This window comes from Streptomyces sp. NPDC038200 (genome assembly GCF_055600785.1).
In genome coordinates this window covers 1-20,458 of record NZ_JBVJYH010000010.1, presented here as the reverse complement: position 1 = coordinate 20,458, position 20,458 = coordinate 1, and the positions used below count along the sequence as shown (strand labels likewise).

General features: G+C 72.3%; 19 protein-coding genes. 5 read left to right on the top strand and 14 right to left on the bottom strand.

The genetic code is table 11. The features are described from left to right. Positions 1-48 precede the first annotated feature (48 nt). Both ACZ7KF_RS21435 and ACZ7KF_RS21430 read right to left on the bottom strand, forming a co-directional pair. A complete protein-coding gene (locus ACZ7KF_RS21435) occupies positions 49-300 on the bottom strand; it encodes a WhiB family transcriptional regulator (protein ID WP_471077153.1) in 252 nt (83 codons plus the stop codon). A gap of 340 nt (positions 301-640) precedes the next feature. After that, positions 641-1,525 (bottom strand): LysR family transcriptional regulator ArgP, encoded by an 885-nt coding sequence (locus ACZ7KF_RS21430; protein WP_471077150.1) that lies wholly within the window; start codon positions 1,523-1,525, stop codon positions 641-643. Between the two features lie 69 nt (positions 1,526-1,594). Here ACZ7KF_RS21430 and ACZ7KF_RS21425 point away from each other — a divergent pair, with 69 nt between their 5' ends. Beyond that, positions 1,595-2,209, top strand: a complete 615-nt coding sequence (locus ACZ7KF_RS21425) for a LysE/ArgO family amino acid transporter (protein WP_471077147.1) — start codon at positions 1,595-1,597, stop codon at positions 2,207-2,209. An 84-nt stretch (positions 2,210-2,293) separates the two neighbouring features. Continuing rightward, complete coding sequence (locus tag ACZ7KF_RS21420) at positions 2,294-3,595, top strand: MFS transporter (RefSeq protein ID WP_471077144.1); 1,302 nt, start codon at positions 2,294-2,296, stop codon at positions 3,593-3,595. 4 nt (positions 3,596-3,599) lie between these two features. On the opposite strand, the gene ACZ7KF_RS21415 is transcribed toward ACZ7KF_RS21420, so the two are convergent. Both ACZ7KF_RS21415 and ACZ7KF_RS21410 read right to left on the bottom strand, forming a co-directional pair. After that, positions 3,600-4,058 (bottom strand): cyclic nucleotide-binding domain-containing protein, encoded by a 459-nt coding sequence (locus ACZ7KF_RS21415; protein WP_225825503.1) that lies wholly within the window; start codon positions 4,056-4,058, stop codon positions 3,600-3,602. Positions 4,059-4,334: 276 nt separating this feature from the next. Further along, positions 4,335-4,577: a hypothetical protein gene (locus ACZ7KF_RS21410; protein WP_471077141.1), complete on the bottom strand. Its 243-nt coding sequence runs from the start codon at positions 4,575-4,577 to the stop codon at positions 4,335-4,337. A 128-nt stretch (positions 4,578-4,705) separates the two neighbouring features. Here ACZ7KF_RS21410 and ACZ7KF_RS21405 point away from each other — a divergent pair, with 128 nt between their 5' ends. Together ACZ7KF_RS21405 and ACZ7KF_RS21400 are read left to right on the top strand one after the other, a co-directional pair. Beyond that, on the top strand, positions 4,706-5,140 hold the full coding sequence (locus ACZ7KF_RS21405; RefSeq protein WP_471077138.1) for an ATP-binding protein: 435 nt from the start codon (positions 4,706-4,708) through the stop codon (positions 5,138-5,140). 235 nt (positions 5,141-5,375) lie between these two features. Next, a complete protein-coding gene (locus tag ACZ7KF_RS21400) occupies positions 5,376-6,227 on the top strand; it encodes a SigB/SigF/SigG family RNA polymerase sigma factor (protein ID WP_471077135.1) in 852 nt (283 codons plus the stop codon). 4 nt (positions 6,228-6,231) lie between these two features. Here ACZ7KF_RS21400 and ACZ7KF_RS21395 read toward each other — a convergent pair whose 3' ends face one another. The 5 genes from ACZ7KF_RS21395 to ACZ7KF_RS21375 all read right to left on the bottom strand — a co-directional run bounded on the left by ACZ7KF_RS21395 (position 6,232) and on the right by ACZ7KF_RS21375 (position 12,903). Further along, entirely contained in the window at positions 6,232-8,454 is a 2,223-nt protein-coding gene (locus ACZ7KF_RS21395; protein ID WP_471077132.1) for an FUSC family protein, read from the bottom strand. A 96-nt stretch (positions 8,455-8,550) separates the two neighbouring features. Next, positions 8,551-8,760: a DUF4287 domain-containing protein gene (locus tag ACZ7KF_RS21390; RefSeq protein ID WP_471077130.1), complete on the bottom strand. Its 210-nt coding sequence runs from the start codon at positions 8,758-8,760 to the stop codon at positions 8,551-8,553. Between the two features lie 96 nt (positions 8,761-8,856). Continuing rightward, complete coding sequence (locus ACZ7KF_RS21385) at positions 8,857-10,224, bottom strand: NAD(P)/FAD-dependent oxidoreductase (RefSeq protein WP_471077127.1); 1,368 nt, start codon at positions 10,222-10,224, stop codon at positions 8,857-8,859. A 196-nt stretch (positions 10,225-10,420) separates the two neighbouring features. Next, positions 10,421-10,855 carry an ATP-binding protein gene (locus tag ACZ7KF_RS21380; protein WP_471077124.1) on the bottom strand — a complete coding sequence of 145 codons (435 nt, stop codon included), beginning with the start codon at positions 10,853-10,855 and terminating at the stop codon, positions 10,421-10,423. A gap of 149 nt (positions 10,856-11,004) precedes the next feature. After that, entirely contained in the window at positions 11,005-12,903 is a 1,899-nt protein-coding gene (locus ACZ7KF_RS21375; protein ID WP_471077122.1) for an AMP-dependent synthetase/ligase, read from the bottom strand. 149 nt (positions 12,904-13,052) lie between these two features. Between ACZ7KF_RS21375 and ACZ7KF_RS21370 the strand changes: the two genes are divergently transcribed. Continuing rightward, on the top strand, positions 13,053-13,286 hold the full coding sequence (locus ACZ7KF_RS21370) for a DUF6480 family protein (RefSeq protein ID WP_471077119.1): 234 nt from the start codon (positions 13,053-13,055) through the stop codon (positions 13,284-13,286). A 41-nt stretch (positions 13,287-13,327) separates the two neighbouring features. On the opposite strand, the gene ACZ7KF_RS21365 is transcribed toward ACZ7KF_RS21370, so the two are convergent. The 5 genes from ACZ7KF_RS21365 to ACZ7KF_RS21345 form a co-directional block, all read right to left on the bottom strand. Further along, positions 13,328-14,416: a glutamate--cysteine ligase 2 gene (locus ACZ7KF_RS21365; protein WP_471077117.1), complete on the bottom strand. Its 1,089-nt coding sequence runs from the start codon at positions 14,414-14,416 to the stop codon at positions 13,328-13,330. A gap of 93 nt (positions 14,417-14,509) precedes the next feature. Further along, a complete protein-coding gene (glgB, locus tag ACZ7KF_RS21360) occupies positions 14,510-16,711 on the bottom strand; it encodes a 1,4-alpha-glucan branching enzyme (protein WP_471077115.1) in 2,202 nt (733 codons plus the stop codon). 3 nt (positions 16,712-16,714) lie between these two features. Further along, a complete protein-coding gene (locus ACZ7KF_RS21355; RefSeq protein WP_471077113.1) occupies positions 16,715-18,079 on the bottom strand; it encodes a maltokinase N-terminal cap-like domain-containing protein in 1,365 nt (454 codons plus the stop codon). A 31-nt stretch (positions 18,080-18,110) separates the two neighbouring features. Next, a complete protein-coding gene (gene treS, locus ACZ7KF_RS21350; RefSeq protein WP_471077112.1) occupies positions 18,111-19,829 on the bottom strand; it encodes a maltose alpha-D-glucosyltransferase in 1,719 nt (572 codons plus the stop codon). Next, positions 19,826-20,458 (bottom strand): alpha-glucosidase C-terminal domain-containing protein (locus tag ACZ7KF_RS21345; protein ID WP_471077110.1); only part of this gene is annotated, 633 nt, incomplete at its 5' end. The genes ACZ7KF_RS21345 and treS, both read right to left, overlap by 4 nt.

Genomic DNA, 20,458 nt, shown 5'->3' with positions numbered 1-20,458 from the left:
AGGTCGTGGGGGCCCTGCGCCGGGGGGCGTCGAGGCCCCCCACGCGGGTCAGCCGGAACGTGGCCGGGAGCGGGTGCGGCGCCGTAGCGCCCGGCGCTCCAGCTCGGTCGTACCGCCCCAGACGCCGATGCTCTGACCCGTGTCCAGCGCCCAGTCCAGGCACTGTTCCCGCACCGGGCAGCGCCCGCACACCTCCTTGGCGTGCCGGGCCTGCGCCTGGGCGGGCCCGGTGGTGCCGATCGGGAAGAACAGGTCGGGGTCCTCATGGCGGCACGCGGCGTGGCCGCGCCAGTTCTCCATCGCAGTCTCCTGGATCGCATCGAAGTCGTTCGTGCCTCGCCGCATGCGGTGCGCATGCGTGCTCAGGAATCGGGTCACCGGTCGGGGCGGGATGAAACAGCACAACCGGCGGCGGATCGGGCGACGATCGCCGACCGGTCGGGTCGGGGACGCGGGCCGCGCGGGACCGTGGGCGGTCAACAGGCCGCGACGCGGGGCGAAGAGAGCGCCGGGCCGCTCGACCGGGCACCGGTGGCGGGAGGTTGGGGCAGGCCGACGGTCCCGCCCGGTGGCCGCCGCGCCACCGGGGGACGACGGTACGCGCGCCGGGCCGCCGGGCACCCGGCGCGCGGCGGGCCGCTCAGCGGCGCAGCGTCCGCGCCGCGGTCGCGGTGACCGCCTCGGCCAGGGCCGCCAGCGCGGGGGAGTCGAGCTTCCACTGCTGCCAGTGGAGCGCGACGTCCATCCACTCGCCGGGGGCGAGCACCACCAGCCGACCCCGGTCCAGCAGCGGTGCTGCCTGCACCTCCGGGACCATGCCCCAGCCGAGCCCCGCGGCGACCGTGTCCAAGAACCCCTCCGAGGTGGGCACATGGTGCCGGAAGGGGCCGGCGGGTCCGTGGCCGAGCCGCCGGGCGAAGGCGTCCTGGAAGTCGTCCTTGCGGTCGAAGACCACGACGGGTGCCCGGGACAGCGCCTCCGGCAGGGGCCGCCCCGCCAGCTGGGCGGCGGCGAACTCCGGTGCGGCCACCGGCAGATAGCGCATCCGGCCGAGCGGACGGACCGTGCAGCCGGGCACCGGGTCGGGCGAGGAGGTCACCGCCGCCATCACCAGCCCCTCGCGCAGCAGTGCCGCCGTGTGGTCCTCGTCCTCCCGGTGCAGTTCGAAGCAGAGGCCCGCCACCCGGTTCAGGGCCGGCAGGAACCAGGTCGCGAGCGAGTCCGCGTTCACCGCGACCGACACCCGCGTCGGCTCCCCGGTGCCGTTCAGCCCCAGCTCGCCCCAGGCGTCCCGCTCCAGCCGGGCGAGCTGCCGGGCGAACCGCACCAGCACCGCCCCGGATTCCGTGGGCCGCACGGGTTTCGTGCGCTGGAGCAGCACCCGGCCGGTGCGCTCCTCCAGGGCCTTGACCCGCTGGCTGACGGCGGACGGCGTCACGTGCAGCGCGGCGGCGGCCGCGTCGAAGGTGCCCTCGTCCACCACGGCCAGCAGTGTCCGCACCTGCTCCAGGGGAAGCTCTGACATCACAAGCGCTAAGGGTACGTAAAAATCTTTAGCTGTACTTGTGATGTAAACCTTCCTAGCGTCGTGAGCATGAACCACGCCCTGACCGCCGCGGTGTCCGGATTCGGCACCGGTCTCTCATTGATCGTCGCCATCGGCGCCCAGAACGCCTTCGTCCTGCGGCAGGGGGCGCGCCGGGACGCCGTCCTGGCCGTGGTCGGCATCTGCGCCCTGTCCGACGCGGTGCTCATCGCGCTGGGCGTCGGCGGGGTGGGCGCGGTGGTGGTGGCCTGGCCGGCCGCGCTCCGGGTGATCGGGATCGTCGGCGGTGCCTTCCTGCTCTGCTACGGCGCCCTGGCCGCCCGGCGCGTCCTGAGGCCCGGCACCGGGCTGCGCACGGAGGGCGAGGCGGCCGGCTCGCGCCGCCGGGCGGTGCTCACCTGCCTCGCGCTGACCTGGCTCAATCCGCACGTCTATCTGGACACCGTGTTCCTGCTGGGCTCGTTGGCGGCCGACCGGGGCCCGCTGCGCTGGACCTTCGGGATCGGCGCCGCGTTCGCCAGCCTGTGCTGGTTCGCCGCGCTCGGCTTCGGCGCCCGGCTGCTGGGCCGGTTCCTGGCGCGGCCCGGCGCCTGGCGGGCCCTGGACGGCCTGGTCGCCGTCACCATGCTCGTCCTGGGCGTGACCCTGGTCGCCGGTTCCTGACGCGAAACCGTTCGGCGCGCACCGCGGTTCCTGGGACAGTTAGGCTCTCGAAGCGAAAAGATGTAACGAGCAACCAGGACACCCGTGGACACGAGCGAGAGCAGCAGCACCGAGACCCGCACCGGCGCGCCGGAGGCCGAGGCCCCGCCCCGGCGGGGCTGGCGCCGCTGGGCGATGGACACCCGCCCCCTGCGCATCCCCGCCTACCGGCGCCTGTGGTCGTCGACCGTCGTCACCGCCGTCGGCAGTCAGCTCACCGCCGTCGCCGTACCCAAGCAGATCTACGACATCACCCACTCCTCGGCCTGGGTCGGCTACGCGAGCCTGGCCGGCCTCGTGCCCATGGTCGTCTTCGCGCTGTGGGGCGGGGCGGTCGCCGACACCGTGGACCGCCGCAAGCTGCTGCTGGTCACCAACAGCGGCATCGCGGTGACCTCGCTGCTGTTCTGGGCGCAGGCCGCCACCGGTCTGGACTCCGTGGTCGTGCTGATGGTGCTGCTCGCGCTGCAGCAGGCGTTCTTCGGGCTCAACTCACCCGCCCGCACCGCCTCCATCGCCCGCCTGGTGCCCGCGGAGCAGCTGCCCGCGGCCAACGCGCTGGGCTCGACGGTGATGCAGACCGGGCTGGTGGCCGGACCGCTGCTGGCCGGCGTGCTCATCCCGGTCATCGGGCTGCCCGAGCTGTACCTGATCGACGCGCTCGCGTTGTGCGTGACCGTGTGGGCCGTCCACCGGCTGCCCGCGCTGCCGCCGCTCGGCCCGGCCGCCGCCCGCCGGGCCGGAGTGCGGGAGATAGCGGCCGGTTTCCAGTACATATCCCGGCACAAGGTGCTGCTGCTGTCCTTCCTCGCCGACATCGTCGCCATGGTCCTCGGCATGCCCCGCGCCCTGTTCCCGCAGCTGGCCGCGCAGACGTACGGCTCCTACGGCGAGGGTCTCGCGCTCGGTGTGCTGTTCGCCGGCATCCCGGTCGGCGCGGTGCTCGGCGGCCTGTTCTCCGGCGTGTTCTCGCGGGCCCGCCGGCACGGCTGGATGGTCGTCGGGGCGGTCGTCGCCTGGGGTGCGGCGATCGCCGGGTTCGGGCTGAGCGGGAACCTCTGGGTCGCCGCGGCCTTCCTCGCCGTGGCCGGGGTCGCGGACATGGTCTCGATGGTGTTCCGCGGCGCGATCCTGCTGTCGGCGGCCACCGACGAGATGCGTGGCCGTATGCAAGGGGTGTTCACGGTGGTCGTCGCGGGCGGGCCCCGCCTGGCCGACGTCCTGCACGGCACCGCGGGCTCGGCGTTCGGCCCACGGGCCGCCGTCGCGGGCGGCGGCGCCCTGGTCGTCGTGGTGATGCTGGCCCTGGCCTGCGCCGTCCCGGCACTGCGCCGCTACCGCGTCTGACGTCCTACAGCGGCCCCCGCCCCCGGCGCAGCGCGTACTGGTCCATCAGCTTCCCGCGCGTCGTCTCCAGCCGGTGGGCGAGGATCTCGGCCACCGTGCGCACCAGCGAGAGCCCGAGCAGCGGGTCCTCCACGCACAGCGCCAGCACGGAGGGCCCGTCGAACTCGTAGGCCCGTACGTTGCTGAAGGCCACCGCGCCGAAGTCCCAGGCGTACGGCGGGAAGAGCCAGGACCAGCCGAGCAGGTCGCCCGCGCCGAGCGTGGCCACGGTCACCCGCTGGCGGGAGGTGACCTGCTGGTCCAGATGGACCGCGCCCGAGCGGATCACCCAGAACCGGTCGGCCGTGCCGCCCGCCTCGAAGATCCGGGTGTCCTCCGGGAAGGAGATCTCCTTGGCCAGCTCCATCAGGCGCTCGCGCTGCGCCTGGGGCAGGGCGGTGAGCAGTTTGATCGCTTTGGTCATGGCGCGGGGCTCCTCGCCGGCGGCGGTTGCGGTTCGGGGGCTGTGCTTACAGCCCATTTCAGCCGCTGCCGTCCCTCCGGGCACGTCGAAGGAAGCGGAACTTCGTGCTCGTGTCGCGCTCCGGGCAGAAAAAAGCCCTGGCTGGACGGGGGAAGCCAGCCAGGGCCGTGTGTGGGTGACGCGGGGAGGGGGGCCAGGACGGGTCCGCACCGCTCCGGCATCACGTATGTATGAACGATAAACCATCTGTCGTTCTTCTGGGTAACCGAAAGCGGGTCAAGTGACCTGTTTCACTCCTTCCGCCCGCATCGGACCCCCGCCCGGGCTCACGATGTCCTCCAGCACCCGCAGCACCGCCTCGTAGGCCCGGGCCCGGTCCGCCGCCTCCCGGGACCCTTCCGGATCCGTCGCCGCCAGGCCCTGGGCCCGCTCCCGCCAGGCACGCTCCTCCTCGGCGGCACGCTCCCGGCCCCGCCTGATCCGCCGCAACAACTCGTCCGCGTCCACGACATCGGTCATACCGGCCGGGTACCCGCAAGATCCCCGGTGATGACCCCGGCACCCAGGGTGTTTGACGGAGCCTCCCCGGGTGAGCCGGATAAGGAGGAGAGCGCACAGCAACCCGGGCCTCGCCCAAGGAGGAAGGGATGCACCACAAGCACCGGACCAGTTCCTCCGCCACCCTGCCGGAGCCGCGCAGGCCGGCGCCGTTCCGGCCGGCCGAGGCCCGCAGAACCGTCGAGCGCGTGGTGACCGAGCAGTGCCGCGCCCGCGCCCTGCCCTGTGCCCCCGAGGCGGTCGAGGACGCCCTGCTGGTCACCTCGGAACTCACCACCAACGCCCTGCTGCACGGCGGCGGCATCACCGGCTTCGACGTCGGCGTCGACTCCGGCGGCGTCCGGGTCTCCGTGAGCGACCGCAGCGACGAACTCCCGGTGCTCGCTCCCGCCGAGGACGAGCGCGGCCGAACCCGGCCCGGCGGCCGAGGCTGGCCCATCATCTGCCGGCTGGCCCGGGACGTCCGGGTGGCGGAGCTGCCCTGCGGCGGCAAGTGCATCACGGCCGTCGTGCCGCTGCGCTGAAGCGGTTCTCGAAGTTCCGATCGGCCGTGTTTGCGGGTGTGGCCGGGGGGCAGGCGGAATCTCGTGCTTCGGACCGGAGGCGCGAGCCCAGCGGGAGACATCCTGGCTGCCTGGGCCCCTTTCTGGCGGGCCCGGTGGCGCTCTCGCGGCGAACCCTGACACCCACTGTTCGGGCCAGGATCCGGAATCTGTGTTCCGGCTGCGCCCTGAAACCCACGTTCAGGAGCGATTCCGCATGCTGACCGACATGCCGACAAACCGTCCCGACGCGACCGCGGACACCGCCACCGCGGCCCCCGCGCGGCGCAACCACGACGACGCCCCCGACACCGCGGAGCTGTTCGCCCGGCTGGCGGAGCTGGACGACGGGCCGGAGCGGGACGCCGTGCGCGACGAACTCGTCACCGCCTGGCTGCCCATGGCCCACCGGATCGCCGGCCGGTTCCGCGATCGCGGCGAGTCCGTCGAGGACCTCCGCCAGGTGGCCGCGCTCGGGCTGGTGAAGGCCATCGACCGTTTCGACCCGTCCCGCGGGGCGTTCGAGAGCTACGCGGTGCCGACCATCACCGGAGAGGTGAAGCGGCACTTCCGTGACCGGATGTGGGCGCTGAGGGTGCCGCGCCGGGTGCAGGAACTGCGCAACCGGGTCCGGGTGGCCCGACGTGAACTCACCCAGAACCCCGGCAGCCCCGAACCCTCCGTCGCCGACCTGGCGGCCCACACCGGCCTCACCGAGGAAGAGGTGAACGCCGGGCTGGAGGCGCTGGAGAGCTTCAGCACCCTGTCCCTGGACGCCGAGCTCTCCTCCGGCGACGACGGCTACAGCCTCGCCGACACCCTGGGCGCCTCGGACACCTCCTTCGACGTCGTGGTCGACCGCGAGGCCGCCAAGGAAGGGCTGCGCCGGCTGCCCGAAAGGGAGCGGGCCATCCTCTACATGCGCTTCTTCGAGGACATGACCCAGAGCCGCATCGCCGACCGGCTCGGCATCTCCCAGATGCACGTCTCCCGGCTGATCAGCCGCAGCTGCGCCCGCGTCCGCGACGAGGTGCTCGGCAGCCGCCGCCCCGGCACCGAACCGCGGTGAACGCTCACTTCCGCGGCTGCGCGGGACCACCGGCGACGCCCAGCGGGCGGGCCAGACCCGAGACCGCCTCGTCCAGCCGCTGCAGATGACGCAGCACCCGGTCGGTCACGCGGCCGTAGCGCGGGGTGCGCAGGGTGCCCGGCTCCAGCATCGACGCGATGCTGGGGCCGGTCTCGATCTCGGCCGCGGCCCTCGGGTCCGCGACGTGCGCCGAGATCGCCTCGATGTTGTGCACGATCCGCCCGCACGCCCCGCGCAGCCGCGGATCCGCCGCGATCGACGGATGCGTCGGCAGCAGCTCGGCCGTGGCCGCGAGGGAACGCCCGTGGTATGCGCACGTCTCCAGCAGCGCCACCACGTACCGGGCCGTGTTCCGGCGCGAGCGCAGCGGCGTGATCGGATGCGTCAGCGGCTGGGTGGCCGCCCGCAGGTCGGCCAGCGCCTGGTCCAGTTCACGCGCCTGCTCCACCAGGTCCCCGCCCGCCCCGCCGCTCAGCTGGTCGACGGCGCCCCGGGTGACGTCGGCGAGCCGGTCGAGGACCGCCCCGAGGAGGTCGTTGGTACGGCGGTCGGTGTGGATCGGCAGCACCACCGCCGCCGCGATCACCCCGCAGGCCGCGCCGAGCGCCGTCTCCTCCACCCGCAGCACCAGCACCGACAGGCTGTACGTGTTCAGCAGGGTGTACAGCAGTCCCAGCATCGCCGTGACGAAGAACGACATCAGCGTGTACGACAGGGGCGCGGTGTAGAACATCGCGAACACGAACAGCAGCACCAGCGCGAACGCCGTCCAGGTGTGGTGCCCGACCAGCCCCGCGAGCACGATGCCGGCCACCACGCCGAGCACCGTGCCGAGCAGCCGTCGGTAGCCCTTCACCAGGATCTCGCCGGTGGAAGCGGTGTTGATGAATACGATCCAGCAGGTCAGCACCGCCCAGTACCAGCGCTGGCTGGACAGCAGTTCGCCGCCGGCGATGGCCAGCGAGGAGCCGACGGCCACCTGGACCGCGGCCCGGGTGGTGGGCCGCTTCAGGCCGGACGGCTCCGCCTCCTCCGGTTCGCTCTCCTCGCTCACCTCGATCGCGGCGTCCTCGGCGTCCAGTTCCTCGCGCGAGCGGGCGGTCGCCGGGGAGTCGTCGGACTCGTCCTGCGGCCCGTCCAGCGCGAGCCGCAGACCCAGCGCGGCCCGGGCGGCCTCGCCCAGGCCCCGGAAGACGTCCTGCACGGCCGGGGCGGCCGCGGGCAGGTTCTCCTCCTCGCGGTATCCCAGCAGCCGGTTGCGCACCTGGGCGAGCGCCGTCCCCGACGCCTCGCCGGCCGGCCGCAGCATCAGCAGCCGCAGCGCCTGGAGGTCCCGGCGCAGCGCGGCCGTCGCCTCGTCCCGCACCGGCAGCTCCCCGCCGGAGGGCAGCGGGGCACCCGGCAGATGCAGGGTCAGGGTGTCGGTCCGCTCGGCGCTGCGCGCGGTGAGCAGCAGCAGACCCAGCCGCTCGGCGGCGATCTCGGCGTCCGCGATCCGGCGCTGGAGCAGCCGGGCGACCGCCGGGTCCGAGGTGCCGTCCTCCAGCCGGCCCTGGATCAGCAGCGCCGTCTCGTGCAGCCGCGCGGTGCCGTCGCGCAGGTCCTCCAGCACCTTCTCGGCGTCGTCGGGGCCCGCGTCCAGCAACTCGGTCTGGACGGCGAGCAACTGGGCCAGCCGGGCGCGGAAGGCCCGCCGCAACCGGTCCAGAGTGCCCGCCGGGGTCTGCGGCAGCAGCACGAACCGGGCGGCGGCACTGCAGGCGAAGGCCACGCAGACGACGCCGAACAACGCGGGCAGCGCGGACGTCGTCGCGCGTACGAACAGGGAGAGGAAGTAGACCTGGAAGCCGATCAGCCCCAGCGCCGTGCCCCGGTCGCCGAACCGGCGGCCGTAGACGGCGCAGAAGATGAGGACGACGAAGAACAGGTCCCCGACGACGACCCGCTGGTTGAGCAGCGCCCCCAGCGACACCGAGGCCAGCGCCACCGGCAGGCCGAGCGCGAGCGTCACCGCCTGCGGGCCGGCCTGCTTCTCCCGGACGGCGAAGGTGGCGGCCATCGCCGCGATGGCCCCGGCGACCAGCTGGGGCACCGGGACCCGTAGGGCGGCGAGGACGGCGAGGGTGAGGGCGATGGCGGTGACCGTGCGCAGTCCCGCCGTGAGCCGGAGCAGCCCGGGGTCCGACGCCGCGAGCCGGTCCCACATCCGTACCCGTCCTGACCGTCCCGCTGCCCTCACGCCGCCGCGCTCTCTCCCGTGCCGGAAATCGATCTCCGACCCAGCATCGCACGCGGACCCGGGCTACCTGCCCTCGGCCAGGGTGGCGGCCACCAGGGCGTTGGCGTGTCCGTGCCCGAGCCCGTGCTCGGACTTCAGCCAGCCGACCAGCTCCATGTGCTTCTCCAGCGGCGAGGAGCGGATCAGCTCCTGCCACTCGCCGACCGGGCGGCCGTACTTCTTCTCGATCGAGGGGAAGTAGCTCGCCGGGCCCTTCACGGTCTTCTCGGTCATGGCGAGGTGTCCTGTCCGTGTGTCGTTTCCTGATCACCAGGGAAGACCGCCGATCCGGTACGGAATGATCGGCGGTCCTTGGTGATCCCGGTCACATCAGGGCTGGACGTCCCCCACCCGGGTCCGTACCTGCTCCGGCGTCAGATACGAGTCGGTGAACTCGAAGTCCTTCAGCCGGGCGGGCTTGCGGGCCTGGAAGCCGGTGCGGACGAAATCGTCGCCCGCGACCGCGTTCAGCAGCCAGTTGGTCATCACCCGGGTCTTGGCGACATTGGTGCGCAGCGCCGACCAGTGGTAGCCGCGGGCCACGGCCTGCGCGGCCACCCCGCGCAGCTCGACACCCAGCGGCTTGGACACCGCGTCCTTGCCGCCGAGGTCGACGACGAGCCCCAGGTCCCTGTGCTCGTACGGGAGCAGCGGCAGGCCCCGCAGCGCCGCGATGACGTTGTCGGCGACCTTCTTGCCCTGCCGCATGGCGTGCTGCGCGGTGGGCGGGCAGACCGCGCCCTCCTGGCCCTTGGCCAGGTCCGGCACGGCGGCCGAGTCGCCGAGCGCGAACACCCCGTCGTGGCCCGGCAGGCTCATCTCGGCGGTGACCGCGAGCCGGCCGCGGACCGTCTCCGCGCCGAGCGTGGCGATCAGCGGGCTGGCGACCACACCGGCCGTCCAGATCAGGGTGTGGGTCGGCACCACCCGGCCGTCGGTGAAGGTGACCTCCTCCGGGCCGGCCTTGTCGATCGAGACACCCAGCGAGACCTCGACGCCGCGGCGCTTGAGGATCTCCTGGGCGCTGCGGCCGAGCTTGTCGCCCAGCTCCGGCATGAGCTTGGGCGCAATGTCGATCAGATGCCACCGGATCAGGCCCGGGTCCAGCCGCGGATAGCGCTGCACGGCGGCGTGCGTCAGCCGTTGCAGACAGGCCGCGGTCTCGGTGCCCGCGTAACCGCCGCCGACCACCACGAACTGCAGCCGCGCGGCCCGTTCGGCCGGGTCGTCGCTGGCGTCCGCCAGATCCAGCTGGGAGATGACGTGGTCGCGGACGTAGGCGGCCTCGGCGAGCGTCTTCATCCCGAACGCGTGCTCGGTCAGGCCGGGGATGTCGAAGGTGCGGGTCACGCTGCCCGGGGCCAGCACGAGGTAGTCGTAGGGCTCGTTGACGATCTTGTCGGTGATGGTGCGGACGACGCACACCTTGGACTTCAGATCCACACCGATGGCCCCTCCCGGAAGGATCCGGGTGCGGTACTTCTTGCTCCGGCGCAGACTGACGGCGATCGACTGCGGCGTGAGCACGCCGGAGGCGACCTGGGGGAGCAGTGGCAGATAGAGCTGGTACGCGAACGGCGTCACCAGCGTGACGTCGGCTTCGTCGGGGGCGAGCTTCCGCTCCAGGCGGCGGACGCACTCGACTCCGGCGAAGCCTGCGCCAACCACCAGGATCCTGGGTCGTGTCACGGTGTTCATCCCTTTCTGCGGCTCCAGGCGGTCCGACTCGACGCCGCTCGTATGCCCTGGATCGCTGCGCACCGACTCCGATCCCACCGTGCCTCCAGCCGTTCCGCCAGCTGGGTGCGGCAGGCAGACGAACGCGTGGGGGCGAGCATGCCCCCGGTGACGGATGGAGTAACCGGTCGGCGCGCACTTACACGTCGAACACCCGTCACCAGGGCAGGAAGACGTGGATGTCCTTGCCGGTGTCGTGCACCACGACACTGACCTGGGTGCACAGCGTGTGCACCAGATGCCAGCCGATGCCGCCGCCACCGGTGCGCGGATGGAAGGGCCGTGGCTCGGGCCTGGTCCGGCTCGTGTCCCGCATCGTCACGTGCACCCCGTCGAAGGTGCGGCGCATCCGCAGGTCGAACGGGCCCGGCGCGTACTGGATCGCGTTCGCGGCCAGCTCGGTCACGACGAGCAGGATGTCGTCCCAGTACTCGTGCGCGCCCGGCGGCGAGGCACGGGTGAGCGTACACAGGAACTCCTCGGCCGCGAGCCGGGCTCCCGTGACGTTGCGCAGCTCACCTGGGAAGGAGAACGTACGCTCGTACCTCTCCTCCGAGGGGGGTGGGTCGTCCCAGCGCGGCTCGGTCACCATCTCGCATTCCCCGGTCCCGGCGGACAGGGCCGGGGTACGGCCCTGCGACCAGGACGGTCGTCGTTGCTGATCTGTCTGTGCTGCGGGTTCCCACCGCCACGCAGGCTATCCGTCCTCCTCGGGCCGGCACCCCCGCCGTGCGCTCCCGCTCAGCGGAAGACGTCGTCCGGCTCGTCCCATTCGGCCGGCTCCTGCGGGCCCGGCCGCGACCGGGAACGCGCCTGGTACATCGCCTCGATCTCGGCCGCGTAGTGCCGCACGACGGCGGCCCGGCGCAGCTTCATGGACGGCGTGAGCAGTCCGTTGTCCGGTGCGAACGCTTCCTGGAGGACACGGTAGACCCTGATGGACTCCGCGCGGGACACCGCACTGTTGGCGGTGGCGACGGCCCGCGCGATCTCCTCCCGCAGCGCGTTCTCCTCCCGGGTCTCCCGGCCCGGGGAGTCCCCTTGCAGGGCCAGCGCGCCCCGCCAGTGCGCGAGGAAGTCCGGGTCCAGGGTGATCAGCGCGCCGACACAGGGCCGGTCGTCGCCGATCACCACCGCCTGGTGGATGAGCGGATGCATCCGCAGCCGCTGCTCCAGCAGGGCCGGCGCCACGCTCTTGCCGCCGCTGGTGACGATGATGTCCTTCTTGCGGCCGGTGATCGCCAGATAGCCCTCGGAGTCCAGCCGCCCGATGTCCCCGGTGGCCAGCCAGCCGCCGCGCAGCGCGGCCCGGGTGGCCGGCTCGTCGCTGATGTAGCCCTGGAACACCGAGGGCCCGCGGACCAGGATCTCCCCGTCCTCGGCGACGTGGACCTCGGTGCCCGGCAGCGGCAGCCCCACGGTCCCGGACTTCTCCCGGCCGAGCGGCTGCATGGTGATCCCGCCGGAGGCCTCGGTGAGCCCGTAGCCGTCGTGGAGGAACACGCCGATGCCGTCGAAGAACAGGCACAGTTCGCGGTCCAGCGCGGAACCGCCGGAGGTGCCGCGCACCACCCGGCCGCCGAGCGCGGCCCGCAGTCTGCGGTACACCGTCCGCTCGTACAGGGCGTGTTGCAGCTTCAGTTCGAGGCCGGGGCCCGGTCCGGTGCCCAGCCGACGGCGTTCCTCGGCCGCGGCGAAGTCCCGCGCGGTCTGCGCGGCCCGCTCGAACAGGGCGCCCCGGCCCGCCTGCTGGGCCGTGCGCAGAAACGTCTTGTAGAGCTTCTCGAACACCGACGGCACGCCGTAGAGGTACGTCGGCCGGAACGTGCTCAGGGCCGACGCCAGCGCCACCTCGGTCAGCTCCGGCTGGTGCCCCAGCAGGACCCCGCCGCGCACACACATCAGCATGATCATCATGCCGTAGACGTGCGAGAACGGGAGGAACGCCAGCACGGACGGCTGCTCGCCCGGGGGTGCCGCGGTGTGCGCCCAGCCGGCCAGCAGGGTGTCGCACGGGTAGGCCAGGCCGCGGTGGCTGAGCGCGCAGCCCAGCGGACGCCCCGAGGTGCCGGAGGTGTAGACGATGGCCGCCGTGGAGTCCGGCAGCACGATGCGGCGCAGCGACTCCACGGTCGTGTACGGGACCGTCGCGCCGCGTTCGACGAGGCCGGGCAGGGCGCCCGCGTCCAACTGCCAGACGTGCCGCAGCCGCGGCAGCCGGGTGCAGACGGTCCCGACGGTCATGATGCCCTGCTCGTCCTCCACGACCACGGCCACACAGCCCGCGTCCCGCAGGATCCACTCGACCTGGTCGCGCGAGGAGGCCGGATGGATCGGCACGACCTCGGCGCCCACGGCCCACAGCGCGTGGGCGAGCACCGTCCACTCGTAACGGGTCCGGGCCATCAGGGCCACCCGGTGGCCGGGCGAGATCCCCGCGGCGATCAGGCCCTTGGCCAGATCGACCACCTCGTCCCGCAGTTCGACCGCCGTCACTTCCTCCCAGCGGGTCGCCTCCGGGCCCGCGCGGCGCGCGAGCACCGGCAGCGTCGGATCCCGGTCCGCCGTCGTGAAGACACTGTCGGCGAGGCCGCCGGTGAGCGGCGGGGCCACGGCTGGAGCGAGGGCGACGTTCCGCATGCGCTGCTCCTGGTGTACGGAGGGTCACTCCGCCGATCGGCTCGGTGTCGGCGGTGCTCGAATGTAGCCCAGGTAAGCGCGTTCGGTGCGAGGAACGAGGAAGTCGTGATCGGCTGATGATGTGGGCGTGTCCTGGGGACTCGGGAGACATGAGTCATGTGAACCCCGATCCGGAGCCCGAACGCACCACGGGGCTGGAGCCCGGTGGCGGGGTCCCGCCAGGCGAGACCCCTCCTGCCGAGAGCAGCCTGCCCGCGGCCGGGCCCCGGGAGACGCACAATCCACCGAAGGGCTGGGCCAAGGCGCCGCTGACGCTGATCCTGGTCCTCGTCGTCCTGGTCGCGGCGTTCTTCCTGGTGTACGCCCTGATCATGATCCTGTGAGCCCGCCGAAGAGCCCGCGATGAGCCCGCCGGGCGGGACGCTCAGCTCTGGGTGCGGTGCACGCACTCGGTGACGACGTCCCGCAGACTGCCGGTGCGTTGCAGCAGCGCGCGCTGCTCGCGCGCCCCGTTGCCCGTGCGCAGCAGCTCCTCGACGGCCCGCTCGGCGCGGGCCGCGTCGCCGCTGCCGGTGAGCGCGTCCCCGACGTACTCCAGCAGGTCGCGCAGCACGCTGGGGGCGGACCGGGGCCGCAGGGTGACCGGGTCGAGCAGATCCCGTTCCAGGCCGAACCGGGCGGCCTGCCAGTCGGCCAGCCTCAGCAGGCTCACTCCGGGGTCGGCGACGGGCCGGTCCGCGCGCCACTCGCGTGCGGCCGTCTCCACGAGGGCACGGCAGAGCGTCGCGATCAGCGCGGCGGTGCCCGCGCTCAGGCACACGTCCGCCACCCGGATCTCCACGGTCGGGTAGCGGGCGGACAGGCGCGCGTCGAAGTACGCCATCGCCTCGTCCAGGATGACCCCCGTGGCCACCATGCCGGTCACCCGCCGGTGGTACCGCTCGGCGGTCCCGAACGGCTCGGTCGGCCCGGCCGACGGCCAGCGGTTCCACACCCGGCTGCGATAGCTGGCGTAGTCGGTGTCCTTGCCCTGCCAGAACGGGGAGTTCGCACTGATCGCGCGCAGCACCGGCAGCCACGGCCGGATCCGGTCGAGGACGGCGATGCCCTCCTCGTCCGACTCCACGGACACATGGACATGGCAGCCGCACACCAGCTGCTCCCAGGTCGGTATCCCGTACCGCTCGGCCAGCCACCGGTAGCGCTCGTTCACGGTGAGCGACGGGCTGACCGGCAGGGGCGAGGCCGCGAGCGCGACGACCGCGCAGCCGATCTCGCCGGCGTGCCGGGCCGCCTCCTTGCGGCAGCGGACGATCTCGTCGCCGAGGGCCGCCATGTCCGACTGCGGATGCGTGGCGAACTCCAGCATCTGCCCGAACAGTTCCTTCTCGAACACGTCCTGTCCGGGATCGTCCTGCGCGGCATGCGCGAGAACAGGCGCCGCAAGCGCCTTCGGCTCGCCGCTGTCCGGATCGACCAGGAGGAGTTCCTCCTCCACTCCGACGGTGCGCACGTGGTGCCGCCCTTCCGAAAATGTGCCACGAGGGGCAGTCGCGGTCTGTACGACCCCGACTGCCCCTGGGACGGCCGCCGACACCTGCGGGTGTCAGCCTTCCGGCGCCAGCCAGACGGTGGCGAGGGGCGGCAGCGTGAGCGTCAGGAAGCCGTTCGCGGGCTTGACGGGCCCTTCGGTGCCGACCCCCCCGCCGCCGTAGCGGACGTCGTCGGTGTTCAGCTCCTCCTGCCAGGCGGGGAACTCGTCGGGGACCCACAGGCGGTAGTCGTGCCGGACGACGGGGGAGAAGTTCGACACCGCCAGCAACGGGCCGCCGTCGTCGGCGAACCGCAGGAACGCCAGGACGTTGTCGTCCGCCGCGTCGCACAGCACCCACCGGAAACCGGCCGGATCGGTGTCCCGCTGCCACAGCGCCGGCGTCGCCCGGTACACCCGGTTGAGGTCCCGGACCAGCTCCTGGACGCCGCGATGGTCACCGGCCGAGTGGTAGTCGTCGCCGAGCAGCCACCACTCCGGGCCGTGCGCCTCCGACCACTCGGCTCCCTGGGCGAACTCCTGCCCCATGAACAACAGCTGCTTGCCCGGGTGGGCCCACATGAAGCCCAGATAGGCGCGGTGGTCGGCGCGCCGCTGCCACCAGTCCCCGGGCATCTTCGACACCAGCGCCTGCTTGCCGTGCACGACCTCGTCGTGGGAGATGGGCAGCACGTAGTTCTCGCTGTAGGCGTACACCATCGAGAAGGTCATCTCGTCGTGGTGGTACTTGCGGTGCACCGGCTCCTTCTGGATGTACTCCAGCGAGTCGTGCATCCAGCCCATGTTCCACTTCAGGCCGAAGCCCAGGCCGCCGCTGTCCGTCGGCCGGGTCACCCCGTCCCACGCGGTGGACTCCTCGGCGATGGTCACCACACCGGGGCAGCGCCGGTACACGGTGGCATTCATCTCCTGGAGGAAGGCGACCGCGTCCAGGTCCTCCCGGCCGCCGAACATGTTCGGCTCCCACTGCCCGGAGTCCCGCGAGTAGTCGAGGTAGAGCATGGAGGCGACCGCGTCCACGCGGAGCCCGTCGATGTGGAACTCCTCGCACCAGTAGACCGCGTTGGCGACGAGGAAGTTGCGCACCTCGGTACGGCCGTAGTCGAACTCGTACGTGCCCCAGTCCGGGTGCTCGGCCCGCAGCGCGTTGCCGGGCTCGTACAGTGGATCACCGTCGAACCGGGCGAGCGCCCAGTCGTCCTTGGGGAAGTGCGCCGGCACCCAGTCCATGATCACCCCGAGGCCGGCCCGGTGACAGGCGTCCACGAAGTACCGGAAGTCGTCCGGGGTGCCCAGCCGCGGTGTCGGCGCGTAGTAGGAGGTGACCTGGTAGCCCCAGGAGCCGCTGAAGGGGTACCCGGCCACGGGCATCAGCTCCACGTGCGTGAAGCCCATGCCCCGGACGTACGACGGGAGTTCCTCCGCGAGCTGCCGGTACGTCAGTCCGGGCCGCCAGGACGGCAGGTGCACCTCGTACACCGAGAACGGCGCCCGGTGCACGGGCGTGTCGCCGCGGTGCGCCATCCACTCGGCGTCGCCCCACTCGTAGTGCGAGGCCGTCACGACCGACGCGGTGTCCGGCGGCACCTCGGTGCCCCGGGCCATCGGGTCGGCCTTCAGGAAACGGTGGCCGTACCGGGAGGTGATCTCGAACTTGTACCGGGTGCCCTCCCCGATACCGGGCAGGAACAGTTCCCACACGCCGGACGCGCCGAGCGACCGCATCGGGTACTGCGTGCCGTCCCAGTACGTGAAGTCCCCCGCCACCCGCACCCCCCGGGCGTTCGGCGCCCAGACGGTGAAGCGGGTGCCGGCCACACCCTGGTGGACCATCGGCTCGGCCCCGAGCGCCCGCCACAGCTGCTCGTGCCGGCCCTCCCGGATCAGGTGCAGGTCCAGCTCGCCGAGGGCGGGCAGGAAGCGGTAGGGATCGTCCACCTCCAGCTCGGCGTCGTCGTACGTCACCAGCAGGGTGTACGCCGGGATCGCCGGGCAGGGCAGGACGGTGGCGAAGAGGCCGTCGCCCTCCGACCACATCTCGGTGCGCGCCCCGTCGATCACGACGCTCACGGACCGGGCGTTGGGGCGCAGTGCCCGGAACAGCGTGCCGCCCGGCACCGGGTGGGCGCCCAGCAGGGCGTGCGGATCGTGGTGCGCGCCCGCGAGCAGCCGGCCGCGGTCGGCCGGGTCCAGCGGTACGGCCGCGGGCGGCACGGGGCCCGCGGTCTCCGGACGCGTGGTGTCACGCAGGGCCATGCGTCAGCCTCCCCACACGGCGAGCCGTTTGATCGCCGCCATCGGAACCGGCAGCCAGTCCGGCCGGTGTCTCGCCTCGTACAGCACCTCGTAGACCGCCCTGTCCGTCTCGTGCGCGCGCAGCAGCGCGTGCTTCTTGCGTGGGTCCCAGCCCGCGCGAGCCGCGTAGCCCGCGCAGAACGCCTCCCGGCAGCGGCGCGCCCATTCGGGTCGCCAGGGGCGGCGCTGCCGGGCCGCGTAGTCGAAGGAGCGCAGCATCCCCGCGACGTCCCGCACCGGGGACTGCGGGGCCCGGCGCTCGGTGAGCGGCCGGGACGGTTCGCCCTCGAAGTCGATGACGAACCAGTCACGGCCGGCCTGCAGCACCTGCCCGAGGTGCAGATCGCCGTGGATGCGCTGGGCGGGCGGCCCGGTGTCGCACGTGGCGAGCGCTCCGAACGCGGCCTTCAGGCCGGGCACGAAGGGCAGCAGCCCCGGTACGGCGTGGGCGGCGGCGTCCAGCCGCGCGCACATCGCCTCGGCCGTACGGCCGTTCTCGCCCGGCCCGGCCGCCGGAAAGGCCTCGGCCAGTGCCAGGTGCACCTCGGCCATGGCCCGGCCCAGCGCGCGGGCCTCGGTGGTGAAGTCGTCGCCCGCGGCGAGCGCGCGCAGCGCCAGCGACCAGCCGTCGGTGGCGTCCGGCAGGAACGGCTGGAGCACCCCGAGGGTGGACGGGCGGGGGGCGGTCGTGGTGAACCAGGCCACCGGCGCGGGCACCCGGGCGCAGCCCTGCGCGGCCAGCGCCGCCGGCACCTCCAGGTCGGGGTTGACGCCCGGCTGGATCCGCCGGAAGAGCTTCAGGATGTACGCGTCGCCGTACACGATCGAGGAGTTGGACTGCTCGGCGTCCAGCAGCCGCGGCGGCAGACCGCCGGGCACCCGGGCGGCCGGATCCGCCTCGAACCGCAGCGGGCCCGCCGTCCCGGGCTGCCGCAGCCGCTCCAGCAGCAGATGGGCCGAGCGGGGATCGTGCAGCGCGTCGTAGACCGCGAGCCCGGCCAGCGGCCCCTCCTCGGCGCGCCCGATGAAGGCCCGCTCCAGCCGCGGGGCGAGGTGCGGGCGCAGGCCGAGCAGCAGCTGGTAGCAGTCGCCGGGCGGGGGAGTGCCGCCGGGGGTGGGCACCGGCACGTGCGAGGCGTGCACCAGCAGATGGAGACACCCCGGGAACAGCTCGGTCACGGACAGCACCGACAGATCGGTGACGGGCCGGTCCTTGCCCGCGAACCAGCGCTGCCGCGGCAGCCACTCGCGCAGCAGCCCGCCCAACGAGGCCAGGGGCCCGTCGAGTCCGGTCGCGGTTCTCGGCCGGGGGGTGATGGTCTTCGGCATGGTGACGCGTCCTTTCCTCGTCGTGGACGGGTCAGCGGCGGCGGCCGATGCGGGATGCGACTCGGGTGAGCCGGAACCAGTAGAAGCCGTGGCCTTGCAGGGTGAGCAGGTAGGGCAGTTCACCGATGGCGGGGAAGCGCACCCCGCCGATCAGCTCGACCGGGTGCCGTCCGTCGTAGGTCCGCAGGTCGAGTTCGGTGGGCTGGGCGAAGCGGGAGAAGTTGTTCACGCACAGCACCAGGTCGTCGCCGTACTCGCGCAGGAACGCCAGGACCGCGGGGTTGGACGACTGGAGTTCCGTGTAGGAGCCGAGCCCGAACGCGGGGTTCTGCTTGCGGATCTCGATCATGCGGCGGGTCCAGTGCAGCAGACTGGACGGGGAGGACATGGAGGCTTCCACGTTGGTGACCTGGTAGCCGTGGACCGGGTCCATGATGGTGGGCAGGTAGAGCCTGCCGGGATCGCAGGTCGAGAAGCCGGCGTTGCGGTCGGGGGTCCACTGCATGGGGGTGCGGACGGCGTCGCGGTCACCGAGCCAGATGTTGTCGCCCATGCCGATCTCGTCGCCGTAGTAGAGGATCGGCGAGCCGGGCAGGGAGAGCAGCAGGGCGGTGAACAGCTCGATCTGGTTGCGGTCGTTGTCGAGCAGGGGCGCGAGGCGGCGGCGGATGCCGATGTTGGCGCGCATCCGCGGGTCCTTGGCGTACTCGGCCCACATGTAGTCGCGTTCCTCGTCGGTGACCATTTCGAGGGTCAGCTCGTCGTGGTTGCGCAGGAAGATGCCCCACTGGCAGTGCGAGGGGATGGCGGGCGTCTTGGCGAGGATCTCGGAGACCGGGTAGCGCGACTCGCGGCGCACGGCCATGAAGATGCGCGGCATCACCGGGAAGTGGAACGCCATGTGGCACTCGTCGCCGCCGGTGGAGTAGTCGCCGAAGTAGTCGACGACGTCCTCGGGCCACTGGTTCGCCTCGGCCAGGAGCACCGTGTCGGGGTACATCGCGTCGATCTCACGGCGGACCCGCCTGAGGAAGGCGTGCGTGGCGGGCAGGTTCTCGCAGTTGGTGCCCTCCTCCGCGTAGAGGTAGGGCACCGCGTCCAGGCGGTAGCCGTCGATGCCGAGGTCCAGCCAGAACCGCAGGGCGGCCAGGATCTCCTCCTGGACGGCCGGGTTCTCGTAGTTGAGGTCCGGCTGGTGGGAGAAGAACCGGTGGAAGTAGTACTGGCCGCGTACCGGGTCGAAGGTCCAGTTGGAGACCTCGGTGTCGACGAAGATGATGCGGGCGTCCTGGTACTGCTTGTCGTCGTCGGCCCACATGTAGTAGTCGCCGTACGGTCCGTCGGGATTCTTGCGGGACTCCTGGAACCACGGGTGCTGGTCGCTGGTGTGGTTCATGACGAAGTCGATGATCACGCGCATGCCGCGCTGGTGGGCGGCGTCCACGAACTCCACGAAGTCGGCGAGGTCACCGAAGTCGGGCAGGACGGCGGTGTAGTCGGAGACGTCGTAACCGCCGTCCCGCAGGGGCGACTCGAAGAACGGCGGCAGCCAGAGGCAGTCGACGCCGAGCCACTGGAGATAGTCGAGTTTGGCGGTCAGGCCCTTCAGGTCGCCGATGCCGTCGCCGTTGCTGTCCTGGAAGGAGCGGACCAGCACCTCGTAGAAGACGGCGCGCTTGAACCACTCCGGGTCCCGGTCCTTGGCGGGAGTGTCCTCGAAGGTGTCCGGTACGGGATCGTTGACGGTCATGACGCTGCGGGCCCTCCGATCTGGTGCGTCGATCGCCCGACGTGGAACACGTGCGCCGGGGTCCGGCCGGGCGTGAGACGCACGAAGTTGGTCCTGCCCCAGTGATACGTCTCGCCGGTCAGTTCGTCGTGCACCGACAGGGTGGCGTCCCGGTCCAGGCCGAGTTGCCGCATGTCCAACGAGACCGTGGCCTCCTGGGCGTGGTGGGGGTCGAGGTTGGCGACCACGACGACCGTGTCCGGGCCCGTGCTCTTGCTGTAGGCGAGCACGGCATCGTTGTCGGTCCGGTGGAAGCGGAGGTTGCGCAGGCGCTGCAGCGCCGGGTGCCGCCTTCGGATGGTGTTGAGCCGGGTGATGAGGGGCGCGAGGGTGCGGCCCTCCCGTGCGGCGGCTTCCCAGTCGCGGGGTTTGAGCTGGTACTTCTCCGAGTCCAGGTACTCCTCGCCGCCCTCCCGGAGCGGGGTGTTCTCACACAGTTCGTAACCGCTGTAGATCCCCCAGGCGGGGGAGAGGGTGGCGGCGAGCACGGCACGCACCTCGAAGGCGGGCCGTCCGCCGTGCTGGAGGTAGGCGTGCAGGATGTCGGGGGTGTTGGCGAAGAAGTTCGGCCGCATCCAGGCGGCCGCCTC